Here is a 12,860-nt window from a genome sequence, read left to right on the forward strand (position 1 = left end):
GGCTGGGAGGATCCGAAGCGGATGTGGGCGATGAAGAATCAGGGGCGGCAGAACCAAGCCAACAGGGTAGCAGTTTTGGTCTGGGCGCACCGGCCGCGCTATTTCCCCGCAGCGCGGCGCGGCGCTGCCCGGTCTCAGGGCGCTGAGCGTGCGGCGTCGTCGTAAAGCGAAGCGTCGTGTTCCAGCCACCAGGTCGGGAAGAAGGGCACGCGGGTGTCGACCATGCTGGTCCATGAGCCCGACATCCGGCGATCGAGCATGGCGATATGGGCATGCGCGCGTGACAGCACGAAATGCTTGTGGCCGGGGAACAGGACATCCACCTTCAGTGCAGCCAGGCGGCGCACGGACGCGCGGTAGGCGCGGAAGTCCGTATCCGCGTTGACGGTGCCGTGGCCACCCTCGGCGAAGCAGGTGTCGCCGCCGAACAGCACGCTGCGGCCGTCCAGTGTGGCCAGTAGCGAGATGGAGTCGTCGCTATGGCCCGGCGTGTGTATCACCTGCAGGGTAATGGCACCTACCTCGATCGCATCGCCATCCTCCAGCGGACGATCCACCCGCGCGCGGCGCGATCCCACGCCATGCCGTTCGACGTGCGAGGCCGGCCACAATTGCTCCTCAAGCGTGCGCACGCCCAGGCGATGCACGGCCAGGCGGGCGCCCGTCGCCGCTACCCACCAGACGGCACCGCGTCCATGGTCCCAGTGGGCGTGCGTAAGGATGATGTTCTTAATGGCGGCCATCTCGATGCCGTCTTCGATCATTCGGTCGCGGATCTCTTCGGGCGCGATGCCGCTGCCGGCATCGATCATCGCGGCTACGCCCTGGTTCTCGATGACGTAGACATGGGAATCGCAGGGATGAGAAAGGCCCACGCCACCGCCGCCCACCATGTGGACGGAAGTCTGGCCCGATTGGAAAATCTTCATGTGTTTGCTCCTGCTGGAAGGTTGCTCGCGCTGTCGTGCCGGGCGGGTGCGGGCCCGAGCCCCTGCGCACGGGCTATCTATTGCGCCTGGGCCAGGCGCAGGACTTCCTGCATCAATTGGTAGATCGCCTGATTCGCCGCGCGCGAAGTGCCGTCCACGGTGTCCAGCGCCAGTCCGCTATAGCCGTCGAAGGCGCCTTCGGCCAGCGGCGCGCTGATGCTGGCGGCGACTTCCGGCCAGTCGGGCAACAGGCCGGGGCGTTCATGCACCAGGGCCAGGGCGGCCGCGATGGCATAGGCGCCCCAATTGGACACGGCCGCGGGCAGCAGCAGGCCGACTTCGGTGGCGTCCAGCAGCCCGCCATCGCAAGGGCATGCGCAAGCGCCGCCGCCGCGCAGTTGCGGCGCCAGTCTGGCGCGTATGCGGCCGAAGCCGATCTCATTACCGCCGTCGCCCACGGCCACGGTCGGCAACCCGCGCGCGTGCAAGGCGGGCACGAGCAAGTGCGCGTGCGCCACCCATTCACTGTCCTTGGGCTTGCCGCTGCTGTTGTGAAACACGCCCAGTGCGTTCGGTCCGGGCTTTTCAATAAAGAAGCCGGCGGCAAGGCTGGGCAGGCGCTCCATCAGGCCGTCGATGAACGGTCCTGCCGCCGCCGCCCCGGTGGGAAAGGGCAACACGAGGGCGGCGTTGTCGCGGCGACGCCAGGCAGCTTCGTCCAGTAGCGGCGTGCCGCCGGCCCGCACGGACGCCGCGATGCCGGGCAGGAAACGCGCTTCGGACAGGATGCAGCTGCGCACGCCCAACGCGCCGAAGACCCGCGCCAGGATCGCCACACCGGATGGGCCATCGGTCTCGCCGCGCGGCAGCCATTCGGGATTGCCGGTCCCGGTGGCCAGGATGACCGTTGCGCCGGCTTGCACGGATTGCAGAACGTGGGCGACCTGTGTGCAGATGGGGCCGCCGCCCTGGGCGGCTCGGGCCTCCCGATAGCGGATCGCCGTACCGCCTTGCTGCGCCGGCTTGTTCTTCAGTTCCAGGTTGGCGATCTGGTCCAGGTACTCGAAGTACCAAGGATTGGATGCGCTCGAAGCAAGGCTGGCATGGCTTGCCGCTGCGGAGGCGTCATTGCTCATGGACGCGCTCTCCGAATGCGACATCGGTCCACTGTTCCCACAATTTGGAGATGGAGGCGTAGTCCAGGCGATCCAGTCCCGCGCCATGGGCAATTTCGTAGACCGTGTGTGAGGCCTGCATCGTGAACAGCGGCACGCCCAGTTCGCGCGCCAGTTCCAGCGCCAGGGCCGAATCCTTGCGGGCGTTGGCGGTCGGCATGCCACCTTCGAAATCCTGCTGGCGGATGCGTTCGCCGAAGCGATGGGTCAGCGGGCGCGACAAGCCCGAGTCGCGGCGCATCAGAGTATAGAACACATCCGGCGGCACGCCTGCCCTGGCGGCCAGGGCGGCGCCCTCCAGCAGCATCACCATGGTGGTATGGGCCACCGCGTTGTTCACCAGCTTGGCCCGCATGCCGCTGCCCGTCTCGCCCAGGTGGAAGATTTCCTCGGCGGCGGCATCCAGGATGGGTTTGGCCCGGGCGTAGTCCTCGGCGGACGCGCCAACCAGGAACGTCGTCTTGCCTTCAGCCAGTTTGTGTACGCCGCCGATGATGGCGGCGTCCATGACCCGTGCGCCATGAGGCGCCACGCGGGCTTGCAGTGCCGCCACATCCTGCGGGCTGACGGTGCTGGTCTCGATGACCAGGCGGTCGCGCAGGTTACCCTGCGCCAGCGCGTCGGCGGCGGCCAGGGATGCCGCGGGCGTGGGTAGCGACAAAAGAATGATGTCGCATTCCCCTGCCACCTGGGCGGCGTCCGCGGCGGCGCGCACGCCAATGCCACGCGCCACCGCGCTGCGCCCGGCGTCCCGGTCATGGCCCAGGACGTCGAAGTGGCGCAGCAGGGGAGTGGCCAAAGCCATGCCGGCGTTACCCAGCCCGATGACGCCGACGGTCGGCTTTCGTTCGTTCATGATTGATGTGTCCATAAGAGAAAAAAGTGAAATGCTGGCGACCCGACCCGACCCGACCCGACCCGACCCGACCAGACCCGACCAGACCAGACCCGACTCGGCTCGGCTAAGCCTGGGCTCAGCCGGGCCGATTCACCGGCCGGTTAATCCACACGGGCGCCGGATTCCTGTACGACAGGCCGCCACTTCTTGATCTCACCGGCGATGTGCGTGGCGAACTCCGCGGGCGTGCTGCCCACGGCGGTCGCGCCCTGGGCCTGCAGCTTCTGCTTGATATCAGGCCGGCGCACCAATTCCGCCACCAGCTTGCTGACCTTGTCGACGATCTCGGGCGGGGTGCCCGCCGGCGCCAGCAGGCCGTACCAGGATCCGACTTCGTAGCCGGGCAGGCCCGCTTCGGCCAGCGTGGGCAGGTCGGGCAGGGCGGGGTCGCGCTGTGCGCTGGTGACGGCCAGGGCACGTAGTTGTCCCGACTTCACGAACGGCATGGCCGAGGGCAGGGTGTCGAAGATCACCTGCACTTGTCCACCCATCGTGTCGGTAACCGCCGCCGCCGTGCCGCGATAGGGCACATGCGTCATCTTCACCCCTGCCATCGAATCGAACAATTCACCAGCCAGATGGTGGGAACTGCCATTGCCCGCCGAGCCGAAATACAGCTTGCCGGGATGCGCCTTGGCATAGGCGATGAGTTCGGCCACGGACTTGACCGGCAGCGCGGGGTTCACCTCCAGCACGCTGGGGGTCGAGGCCACCAGGCTGACGGGAGCGAAGTCCTTGACCGGATCGAAGGGCATGCTTTTGTACAGGCTGGCATTGATGCCATGGGTCGCCACCGTTCCCATCAGCAGCGTGTAGCCATCCGGCGCTGCGCGCGCCACCAGCTCGGAACCGATGTTGCCGCCCGCGCCGGGACGGTTGTCGACAATGACGGCCACTTTCAATTCGGTGCCCATGGCCTGCGCCAGGATGCGGGTCACAAGATCGCTGGTGCCGCCCGCGGCGAATGGCACGATGATGCGGATGGGGTTGTTCGGGTAGCCGGCGGCAGTGGCGGCGGTCGCCGTCAAGGTCAGGCCCAGTGTGCCGGCCGTGATCAGCGCCGCGCGGGCGTGGCGGGCGTAGTGGGCAATGCAGTTTGCAATGCAGCGGGCAATGCCTGCAATAGGGGTGACGCAGGCGACGCGGGAAGCCAAAGTGGCTCGGACGCTCCGATTCATGGTGTGGTCTCCTTGATTCTTGTGTGGGCTCCAGCCCTGTTTTTCGATCTCACGCTTCATATCCTGGATGCCTCTGTCTGTGATTTCATAATCACATTGTGATCGACATCGTTTTGTGATCTCATCCTCAGCGGAACCCAAAAATAGCGAAGCCGCGGCGCAAAGTTATCGGAATATCGCCTGGCGGCATAGATGCCTGCTTCATCTTGCGATCACAATATGACCGACTTTCCCCAGTCTCTATCCACTGTTGCCGGCGCCACCGCCGCCACCGCCGCCACCGCCGGCGGCACGCAAAGCATCCGCCGCACGGTCAGTCTGCTGCGCACCCTCGTCGCCGCTCAGCGGCGCGGCGCCACCGCCGCGGAGCTGGCGGCGCGCACCGGCCTCGATCGCAGCACTGCCCGGCGCATGCTGCAGTGTCTGGTCGAGGAAGACGTCCTGGTATTCGACAACAGCACCCGGCGCTATCACTTCGGCCACCTGGCCTACGACATGGGGCTGGCCGCCTCCGAGCGCCTGGACCTGCCGCAACTGTGCAAGCCGGCCTTGGCCCGCATCGCCGACGACACCGGCGACACCGTGTTCCTGATGATCCGTAGCGGCGACGATGCCGTGTGCGCGGATCGCGCGGTGGGGTCCTATCCGATCAAGACCTTCATTGTCGATGTCGGCACGCGGCGGCCGTTGGGCATAGGTGCCGGCAGCCTGGCCATGCTCAGTGCCTTGCCGCAGGAGGTGGCCGAACTGGTCCTGGCCAATAACGTGCCCCGTCTCGGCGCCTACACGGGCATGAACGAAAAGCGCCTGCGCGCGATGATGCGGGAGGCCCGCAAGCAGGGCCATGTGGCGATGGACGTCGTGGACGTGCCAGGCGCGCGCACCGTGTCCGTGCCCATCGTGACGGGAACCGGGCGGCCGGTAGCCGCGCTCAGCGTGGCGGCCATCGCGATGCGCATGACGCCTGAACGCGAGGCAATGGTGCTGGCCGTCCTGCGGCGGGAAGCGGCAGGCATAGGCCGGGCGCTGACCGCGCGGTCGCAGCGCGATGGGCAGGACGCTTGAGACGGCGTCCAGGCGATGCGCGTGAAGCTGAGTCGGATGAGGTCGCTTCAAATGAAGCAGCATCTTGTCGACGGCGCCTGAAGTTACGTCAAATCAGCGGCACCGGCACATGACGTAGTCCCATAGCCAGCGCTGCGGCGATCCAGTACAGTCAGCGGTCGGCGTGCCGTCTTTATCGCGTATCGGCAGGTGAGGAATGATACGTTCGGCTTCATTTTTCAAAAGGGGGGCCTCGCATGCAGGCATCCACCACGGACCCGGCCCTGGCCCTTGCCAGCACCGTCGTCGACGCAGCGATCCAGGACGTATCGCGGCGTCCTGAGATCCATTCCTTCTTCGACGAGAGCACGTTCACGGTCAGCCATATCGTCGTCGACCCGGGCACCAGCACCTGCGCCGTCATCGACAGCGTGCTGGATTACGACGCGGCCAGCGGCCGCACGGCTACCCGCAGCGTGCAACGATTGATCGACTTCATCCAGGAGCGCGCGTTGCGTGTGGAGTGGGTGCTGGAAACGCATGTCCACGCCGATCATCTTTCCGCCGCGCCCTTGCTGAACCAGCGATTGGGCGGCCGCCTGGCGATCGGGGCCCACATCGACATCGTGCAGGACGTATTCGGCAAGGTGTTCAATGCGGGCACAGACTTCGCGCGCGATGGCAGCCAGTTCGATCATCTGTTCACCGATGGCGAAGCGTTTTCACTGGGCCACCTGCACGCGGTGGCCTTGCACGTGCCGGGGCATACGCCCGCGTGCATGGCATACGTGATCGGTAATGCGGTTTTCGTCGGCGACACGCTGTTCATGCCGGATTACGGCACCGCGCGCTGCGACTTTCCAGGCGGCGATGCCGCGGCGCTCTATCGCTCCATCCGACGCCTGATGGGCTTGCCCGATGCCACGCGAGTGTTCCTGTGCCATGACTACAAGGCGCCCGGACGCGGTCGCTATGTGTGGGAAACCACCATCGCGGCGCAGCGCCAAGACAATCTGCACGTGCATGACGGCGTGTCCGAACAGGACTTCGTGGCCTTGCGCGAACAGCGCGATGCTGGCCTGGCCATGCCGCGCCTGATCCTGCCGTCGGTGCAGGTCAATATGCGCGCCGGCAAGCTGCCGGAGCCGGAAAGCAATGGCGTGCGCTATCTGAAGATTCCCTTGGACAGTATGTGAGGTGGTCGGATTCCTGCTCGGGTTTGCTGGCCGGGTCGGGCCAGGCCTCGGCCCGGATGAGCAGACCGGGCGCGATAGTTGCGAACAAAACCGCGACTATCGGGAGATCATCATGAGCAAGAGCAAGGACGCCAAGAAAGCGGGCAAGAAGAAAGATCAGCACAAGCAGGCCGAGCAGCAAGTCGAGGCCACCGCCGACAAGCAGCGCGCCATCCAGCAGGAGCAGGATCAGCGCGACCAGGCCAGCGCGGCGCAGTCTTCGCCGAAGGAAAAGCACGCGATGCAGGCAGGGCAGCGCAAGTACGCCGAACCGCCATTACCGGACCAGCGCATCGGCAAGCCCGGGCTGGAAGCCGACATGGAAGTGCGCCCGGCGTTCTCCGCGCCAGGCTATCGCGGCAGCGGCAAGCTGGACGGCTTTGGCACCATCGTCACCGGCGGTGATTCGGGTATCGGGCGTGCCGTGGCCATACTCTTCGCGCGGGAAGGGGCCGACGTGGCCATCGTGTATCTCAACGAACATGAAGATGCCGAGGAAACCAAGCGCTGCGTGGAAGCCGAGGGCAAGCGCTGCGTACTGATCTCCGGTGACGTGAAGGATCCGGCGTTCTGCCGCAACGCGGTCGATACCACCTTGCGCGAGTTCGGCAAGCTGGACGTCCTGGTGAACAACGCCGCGTTCCAGGAGCATGCGTCGTCCATCGTCGATCTCAGCGAGGAACGCTTCGACGAGACGATGCGCACCAATGTCTATGGCTACTTCCACATGGCCAAGGCAGCCGTGCCGCATCTGAAGGAGGGCGGCAGCATCGTCAACAGCGGGTCGGTGACGGGCCTGCGCGGCAGTGGCGACCTGATCGACTATTCCACGACCAAGGGCGCGATCCACGCATTCACGATGTCCCTGGCAAGCAATCTGGCGCCCAAGGGAGTCCGCGTCAACGCGGTGGCGCCCGGCCCTGTGTGGACGCCGTTCAATCCGGGCGACAAGCCGCCCGAGGCGCTGAAGGAATTCGGCGCCAAGACGCTGATGGGCCGTCCCGCGCAGCCGGAAGAACTGGCGCCGGCCTATGTGTTCCTGGCCGCGCCCGCCTGCGCCAGCTACATCACCGGCATGATTTTGCCCGTGACCGGCAGCCCGGGGTGAGGGCGCGCGCGCGGGACACGTCGCAACGAATGGCACAGGTCTTCGACCAAGCCGCGCTCAGCGCGTCTTTCACTTCGAGCGCGAGACCTGATCGGCGAGCGTGAGTTCGCCGTCGTGATACAGCACCTGCCGTCCCATCCAGGCCGGATCGACCGCCGGCAGCACGGCGGATGGTTTGCGTAGTTCGCGCAGCAGCGTCGCCCCGTGCGAAAGGCGGCCGCCCATGCGGGCGATGACGGCGCGCGCGGCCTGGTAGTGCGCGTACAGGCCGGGTTCCAGTGTATCCACCAGCAGGATGTCCACGCCCAGCGTACCTTCGACCCGGCCCGGGTAGATCATGAAGCCATCGGCTTGCTCGCTGCTGTCGCGGCCGTCCTGCCAGAAGCTGCCATGGCGGTCGCGGCTGTCCTCGTGCGGTGTGAACCAGTACTCACGGTCCGTCGATGGCATGGCATGGTGCAGACGAAAGTTCATCCGCATCAGGTTGTCGCGATACCACTCGCGTACTTGCAGGTAATAGCCCCGCATGCCGGGCAAGCCCAGGGCATGGGCCCATCTTATCGGCGCCGGCCAGCGGGGGAAGGGCTGCAGGGGCAATTCCTCGAACACCGGGCGCGGCGATGCGGGATCGGCTTCGTAAGGCACCCGATGCGGACTATGCGCAAGATCGCCATAGGCCGTACCGGGACGCCCCAGCAGGTCGCCGCCGCTGCTGGCCAGTGCCGTGGCGATGCACAGGTTTCCCTGCACCACGAAGACATAGAAGCGTGTGAACCAGTCGGCCAGTTGCTGGCCGTCCGCGCCTTGCGCGATCAGCGCGCGCAGCGCGGCGTCGTGGCGGTGCAGGCCCGCTTCCAGGGTGAACAGGTGCGCGCGGGCGCGGCGCTGCATGCGCGCGAACAGCGGCAGGGAACGCAGCAACCGCAGCGGGCGCCAGGGCAGGCGGGGCGCCGAACCGCCAATTTCCGCCACATAGCCGCGCGAGGAAGTGCCCCAATCGGCCATGCGTGCCAGGAACAGATCGCTGTTGATGTAGGACGCGCCGCCGAAGGTCGCCGTGAAGGGTTCGTTGTCCATCAGCACGCGGGTGTCCCACCTTGCCATGATGGCCGGAATGCTGGCCGCCGCGCGCCGTTGCGCGTACTCGGTCAGGCGACTGGGCCGCGCCGGCAGGATCTCGCCGATATTGGCCGAGGTCAGGTTGCGGCGCCAGGGGTAGGCGGTGATGGGTCGGTATTGCAGCAGCCACAGCTGCTTGCCGTCCCAGGCCCATTCGACATCGCCGTGGACGTAGTGGAAGGTGCGGAGCACGGACTGCAGGAAGCGCCACAGGGCGTCCGCCGTCAGGCCGTGAGAGGTCGCATGGCCCCGGACCTGGCCTTGACCTTGACCCTCGCCCTGGGCCTGGACCCTACCTTGACCAAGACCTGGGCCCTGATGTTGTTCCTGGCCGTACGCCGGGAATGTTCCCACGCGCCAGGCTTCGCCCAGTGGCGATAGCACCGCGCGGTGGGGGGCAGTCGTGCCGTCGGCGAGGCCTTCCAGATGACCTTCCACCCATTCCAGTTCGATGGCCACGTGGCGCACGAAGGCAATGCCGGACAAGACCGGGGCCACGTAGCGCTGTACCACCGCTTCCTGTACACCGCTGGCGTGCAGGTCGGTGATGCGTGCGTGCACGTCGGCGGCGGCCACGCGTAGGTAGGTGGTATGCAGGCCGGCATTGGCGGCATCGGCCTGGTCTTCGGTATAGCTGGACGAACGGACGGCCCAGGTGGCGTCGGGGTGGTCCGCAAACAGGCGCGGCAGGCGGTCATCCGCCGCATCCGTGACGGTGAGCGCCGGCGGCACCGGTTGTCCGGCCAACGTCGCCAGCCGCAGCCGTCCGCCCTTGGTGTGGGCGACAAAACCGCGTGATTGTTCTGCCGATGCGGACTGGGCTGAGATCGGTGCCGGCCGTGCCGGGACCGGGACCGGGCCCGAGGCCAATGCCGGTGCCGGTGCCGATGCCGGCCGTGCCGAGCACGATACCGATGTTCGGGATGCCGCGGATCCCGCAGCGTCCTCCTGTGCTGCACCCGCTTCCAGCCACGTGGCGAAGGCGGCGGGAGTGTCGATCCAGGGATAGTGCCCCCAGCCGGGCTGCAGGCTGATGTTCAGGTCCGCACGCGCCAGGATGGCGGACCAGGCGGCCGCCTGCGAGATTCCCAGCATCCGGTCCTGGTCACCCCATACGAGTTCTATGGGATCGCGCACCCATTCGAGCAAGGTCAACGCGGTGTCCGCGCGCACCAGGTCCCAGTGCGGGATGAAGGCACGGCAGCGGGCATAGCCTCGTCCCATCCGCCGATATTGCGCGGCGGTCCAGCGCTGCCCCGAAAACTTGCGTGCGAACAGTGTCGGCCGGTGCGACAACAGCCAGTGGATGGTCTTGCGCAATATCAACGGCGCCATCAAGGCCGGCAGGCGCCGTTGCCACAGGAATGCGCCTACGGGGGCCAGCAGCACGGTCCTGGAAAAGTGCCCGGGTCGCAGCTGCAAGGCGTGCAGCACCAGCAAGGCATTGACGCCGATCGCCACGATGGCGTGCCCGCGTTCGGTCATGCCCAGCAAGGCATGGGCATAGGCGGCGAGGTCGACGCAGGGCGGCAGCGGGTTGTCGCCGAAACCCGGCAACTCCAGCGGGCGTACGTCGTAGTGCCGGAAGCAGGGCAGCACGTCGTCCCACCAGTCGGCGGCGCTGCCGTTACCGGCCAGCAGGTACAGCACGGGCTTGCTCATGCCCTGGTCCCCGGTGTAGTTGCCGGAGCCCGGCTCCGATCATGGCGATAGAGCCAAACGACGGGCACCAGCAGGACCAGCAGGGCGGCGGCGTCGATCCAGGCATTCACCGTCATCCCGGAGGACAAGGAGAAATACATGTCCTGGGGCGCCCACAGCAGCACCCCGGCCATCATGCCCAGCCATGCCCCGGGCGCCCGCAGCGTGTTGCCCAGGTGCACCAGGACCAGCATGAACACGGAATAGCTTTGCAAGGTGGCGCCGAACAGGGACATCCACCACTGCTGCAATTCGCGCGTGTGCGCGGGCACGGCGCCGGGCCAGAAGACCGCTTCGATGCGCGCCAGGTACGCAGCCGCCGGGGCGGTGTGCCCGCCCCAGGTCAGAAAAAGACTGACGACCAGATGGCCCAGCGCGACGGCATACAGCCAACAGATCATGGCGCGCCGGAGGCGGGACGAGGATTGCAACATGGACGGCGTGATCGGCATCTTCAGTGAGGAAGATCTGAAGTTTACCTTTCAGGGATCCGCTGCCATTCGATTGAAGTTGGTCCAGTCAACGACGCGGTGCGCTGGGCGACCTCAAGCGGCGAACCCACCGTCTATGGTCAGGTGCGCGCCCGTGACGAAGCCGGCATCGGGGCCCGCCAGGTAGGCCACCATGCCCGCGATCTCGCTCGGCTGGGCGTGGCGTTGCAAAGCCATCAGGCCATGCAGCATCTTGGCGAAGTCGCCGGACTCGGGGTTCATGTCCGTGTCGGTAGGACCGGGCTGCACGTTGTTCACGGTGATGCCGCGGGGACCCAGGTCCCGCGCCATGCCTTGCACGAGACCCTTCAGGGCAGACTTGCTCATGGCATAAGCCGCGCCGCCGGGGAAGGGCATGCGGTCGGCGTTCACGCTGCCGATATTGATGATGCGGCCACCGTCATTCATTCGCGCCAGGGCTGCCTGCGACGCGATGAACACCGCGCGCACGTTCAGGTCCAGCGTCCGGTCGAACTCTTCCAGGGTCAGGGTTTCGATGGAGCCCAGCACCAGCACGCCGGCGTTGTTGACCAGGATGTCCAGCGCACCGAAGGCGTCGGTCGTCTGCGCGATGGCGCGGACCACGGCGGCGGAGTCGGCGGCATCGGCCTGCAGTGCCAGCGCGCGGCCGCCCGCGGCCTTGATTTCCTCGACCAGCGCCTTGGCCTGGTCGGCCGAGCCGCGGTAGGTGAACGCTACGGCAGCGCCGTCGCGGGCCAGGCGCTTGACGATGGCGGCGCCGATGCCGCGCGCGCCGCCGGTGACGAAGGCCGTCTTGCCGGCCAGGGGCTTGGTGGTGCCAACGGACGCGGCGGAGGTAGTGGCGGAAGTAGTGGTAGCGGTAGTCATGATGTGGACCTTTGGATATGAGAATCGGTGTCAGGGGAGATGCTGATTGGTATTTGGAACTCGGAATCAACCTTCAGGACTGCGGTGACTTCAGGACTGCGGTGACGACGGATGAAGTATTCCTCGTCCTGGGTATTCCAGATAGTCCTCAATCGGTTGTATGATCTTCAACTATTGGTTGAAAATATCCCGCTCTGAACGACCCGAACGTGGAATCCCTGAATCTCCTGGATGCCTTTATCCGCGCCGCCCAACTGGGCAGCTTCTCGGCGGCCGCCCGCAGCCTGGGACTGACGCCCGCGGCGGTGAGCAAGAACGTGGCGCGGCTGGAATCGGACCTGGGCCTGCGGTTGTTCCACCGCAGCACCCGCAAGCTGGCGCTGACAGAAGAGGGTGAGCAGTTTCTGGAAAATGCCGCCGGCCCCTACGCCAGCCTGCAGGACGCCTTCGCCCATGCGGCGCAACGCGAAGGCAAGCCGTCAGGCGTGTTGCGGGTGAGCGTGGGGCTGGGTTTCGGCAACGAGTACATCGTGCCTTTGCTGGGCGATTTCCTGGCGCGTTATCCGGCCATCATCCCTGACTGGCATTTCGAGAATCGCGCGGTCGACCTGGTCGGCGAAGGCTACGACGCGGCGATAGCCGGCGGCATCGAACTGACCGAAGGGGTGATCGCGCGCAAGCTGGCGACCGCCTACATCATCGCGGTGGCGTCGCCGGCCTATATGGCCGATCGGCCCATGCCCACACATCCGTCCGAGTTATCCGGACTGGACGGCATCGTGCGCCGGTCCGGTCCCACCGGCCGCCTGCGCGCCTGGACCATGCGCAATGGCGCGGGGCAGGAGGCGCCGGCGGAGTCCAGCGTGCGCATGATCTTCGACGATCCGGAAGCCATGGCGCGCGCTGCCGTGCTGGGGTACGGCGTGGCCCTGCTGCCCACGCCGCATGCAGCCCGCTGGATCGCCAGCGGCGCGTTGGTCCGCCTGCTGCCGGACTGGTCCGCCGAACTGGGAGCCCTGTCGATCTACTACCCGAACAAGAAGCTGGTGCCTTTGAAAACGCGCGCCTTCATCGATTTCGTGGTGGAGGCCTTCCGGAAAAAACGCCTGGCCGCCTTGTTCGATCCTCGTTGA

At 66.4% G+C, this 12,860-nt stretch carries 11 protein-coding genes; 4 read left to right on the top strand and 7 right to left on the bottom strand.

Annotated features, from left to right (window positions below; all coding sequences use genetic code 11):
* Window positions 1–134 precede the first annotated feature (134 nt).
* From CEY05_RS01845 to CEY05_RS01860, 4 genes are all read right to left on the bottom strand, one after another.
* The gene (locus CEY05_RS01845) at window positions 135–929 is read right to left on the bottom strand and encodes an MBL fold metallo-hydrolase (protein WP_088595688.1); all 795 of its coding nucleotides are present in this window, start codon (window positions 927–929) and stop codon (window positions 135–137) included.
* Window positions 930–1,006: 77 nt separating this feature from the next.
* Window positions 1,007–2,065, bottom strand: coding sequence for a glutamate cyclase domain-containing protein (locus tag CEY05_RS01850; RefSeq protein ID WP_158219233.1), 1,059 nt, complete (start codon window positions 2,063–2,065; stop codon window positions 1,007–1,009).
* Window positions 2,055–2,960 (bottom strand): NAD(P)-dependent oxidoreductase, encoded by a 906-nt coding sequence (locus CEY05_RS01855; RefSeq protein WP_158219234.1) that lies wholly within the window; start codon window positions 2,958–2,960, stop codon window positions 2,055–2,057. Before CEY05_RS01855 ends, CEY05_RS01850 begins: the two co-directional genes overlap by 11 nt.
* A gap of 143 nt (window positions 2,961–3,103) precedes the next feature.
* Complete coding sequence (locus CEY05_RS01860) at window positions 3,104–4,180, bottom strand: tripartite tricarboxylate transporter substrate binding protein (RefSeq protein WP_088595691.1); 1,077 nt, start codon at window positions 4,178–4,180, stop codon at window positions 3,104–3,106.
* Between the two features lie 219 nt (window positions 4,181–4,399).
* Here CEY05_RS01860 and CEY05_RS01865 point away from each other — a divergent pair, with 219 nt between their 5' ends.
* The 3 genes from CEY05_RS01865 (at window position 4,400) to CEY05_RS01875 (ending at window position 7,567) form a co-directional block, all read left to right on the top strand.
* Window positions 4,400–5,245 carry an IclR family transcriptional regulator gene (locus CEY05_RS01865; RefSeq protein WP_158219235.1) on the top strand — a complete coding sequence of 282 codons (846 nt, stop codon included), beginning with the start codon at window positions 4,400–4,402 and terminating at the stop codon, window positions 5,243–5,245.
* A 236-nt stretch (window positions 5,246–5,481) separates the two neighbouring features.
* Window positions 5,482–6,420: an MBL fold metallo-hydrolase gene (locus CEY05_RS01870; RefSeq protein WP_088595693.1), complete on the top strand. Its 939-nt coding sequence runs from the start codon at window positions 5,482–5,484 to the stop codon at window positions 6,418–6,420.
* Between the two features lie 112 nt (window positions 6,421–6,532).
* On the top strand, window positions 6,533–7,567 hold the full coding sequence (locus CEY05_RS01875) for an SDR family oxidoreductase (protein WP_088595694.1): 1,035 nt from the start codon (window positions 6,533–6,535) through the stop codon (window positions 7,565–7,567).
* Window positions 7,568–7,636: 69 nt separating this feature from the next.
* Here CEY05_RS01875 and CEY05_RS30735 read toward each other — a convergent pair whose 3' ends face one another.
* From CEY05_RS30735 to CEY05_RS01890, 3 genes are all read right to left on the bottom strand, one after another.
* The gene (locus tag CEY05_RS30735) at window positions 7,637–10,348 is read right to left on the bottom strand and encodes a PEP-utilizing enzyme (RefSeq protein ID WP_143220252.1); all 2,712 of its coding nucleotides are present in this window, start codon (window positions 10,346–10,348) and stop codon (window positions 7,637–7,639) included.
* Window positions 10,345–10,788 carry a cell division protein gene (locus CEY05_RS01885; RefSeq protein WP_198952650.1) on the bottom strand — a complete coding sequence of 148 codons (444 nt, stop codon included), beginning with the start codon at window positions 10,786–10,788 and terminating at the stop codon, window positions 10,345–10,347. Before CEY05_RS01885 ends, CEY05_RS30735 begins: the two co-directional genes overlap by 4 nt.
* 144 nt (window positions 10,789–10,932) lie before the next feature.
* A complete protein-coding gene (locus CEY05_RS01890; RefSeq protein ID WP_088595695.1) occupies window positions 10,933–11,727 on the bottom strand; it encodes an SDR family oxidoreductase in 795 nt (264 codons plus the stop codon).
* 209 nt (window positions 11,728–11,936) lie between these two features.
* Here CEY05_RS01890 and CEY05_RS01895 point away from each other — a divergent pair, with 209 nt between their 5' ends.
* On the top strand, window positions 11,937–12,860 hold the full coding sequence (locus CEY05_RS01895; protein ID WP_088595696.1) for a LysR family transcriptional regulator: 924 nt from the start codon (window positions 11,937–11,939) through the stop codon (window positions 12,858–12,860).

The organism is Achromobacter sp. HZ34 (assembly GCF_002209485.1).
Classification (GTDB): domain Bacteria; phylum Pseudomonadota; class Gammaproteobacteria; order Burkholderiales; family Burkholderiaceae_B; genus Bordetella_C.

Excerpts from the sequence above, each read along its gene's own strand:
- CEY05_RS01845 (WP_088595688.1), bottom strand. The coding sequence starts at position 929 with ATGAAGATTTTCCAATCGGGCCAGACTTCCGTCCACATGGTGGGCGGC.
- CEY05_RS01850 (WP_158219233.1), bottom strand. The coding sequence starts at position 2,065 with ATGAGCAATGACGCCTCCGCAGCGGCAAGCCATGCCAGCCTTGCTTCG.
- CEY05_RS01855 (WP_158219234.1), bottom strand. The coding sequence starts at position 2,960 with ATGAACGAACGAAAGCCGACCGTCGGCGTCATCGGGCTGGGTAACGCC.
- CEY05_RS01860 (WP_088595691.1), bottom strand. The coding sequence starts at position 4,180 with ATGAATCGGAGCGTCCGAGCCACTTTGGCTTCCCGCGTCGCCTGCGTC.
- CEY05_RS01865 (WP_158219235.1), top strand. The coding sequence starts at position 4,400 with ATGACCGACTTTCCCCAGTCTCTATCCACTGTTGCCGGCGCCACCGCC.
- CEY05_RS01870 (WP_088595693.1), top strand. The coding sequence starts at position 5,482 with ATGCAGGCATCCACCACGGACCCGGCCCTGGCCCTTGCCAGCACCGTC.
- CEY05_RS01875 (WP_088595694.1), top strand. The coding sequence starts at position 6,533 with ATGAGCAAGAGCAAGGACGCCAAGAAAGCGGGCAAGAAGAAAGATCAG.
- CEY05_RS30735 (WP_143220252.1), bottom strand. The coding sequence starts at position 10,348 with ATGAGCAAGCCCGTGCTGTACCTGCTGGCCGGTAACGGCAGCGCCGCC.
- CEY05_RS01885 (WP_198952650.1), bottom strand. The coding sequence starts at position 10,788 with ATGATCTGTTGGCTGTATGCCGTCGCGCTGGGCCATCTGGTCGTCAGT.
- CEY05_RS01890 (WP_088595695.1), bottom strand. The coding sequence starts at position 11,727 with ATGACTACCGCTACCACTACTTCCGCCACTACCTCCGCCGCGTCCGTT.